At 66.2% G+C, this 219-nt stretch carries 1 protein-coding gene; it reads right to left on the bottom strand.

Going from position 1 to position 219, the window contains the following annotated elements; all coding sequences use genetic code 11:
• Positions 1-219 (bottom strand): hypothetical protein (locus tag ACPYOM_RS23285; RefSeq protein WP_481347787.1); only part of this gene is annotated, 219 nt, incomplete at both ends.

Below are 219 nucleotides of genomic sequence, written 5' to 3'. Positions count from 1 at the left end.
CCCCCCCCCCCCCCCCCCCCCCCCTCTTCTAAAAAAAAGCGCGCCCCTCCCCAGATTACTACGCGTCTCGTGGGCTCGGAGATGTGTATAAGAGACAGGAGGGTCACCGGGCCGCTGCTCGCCCGCGCGGCGTCCCGGATGCGCTCGAGGTACGCGCGGCAGCTCACCTGAGACCCCTTTGCCTGTCTCTTATACACATCTGACGCTGCCGACGACGGA

The organism is Monashia sp. HAY1-2A, from assembly GCF_056755315.1.
The sequence above is the reverse complement of the archived record's forward strand: the minus strand, read 5'-3'. Positions and strand labels throughout refer to the sequence as shown.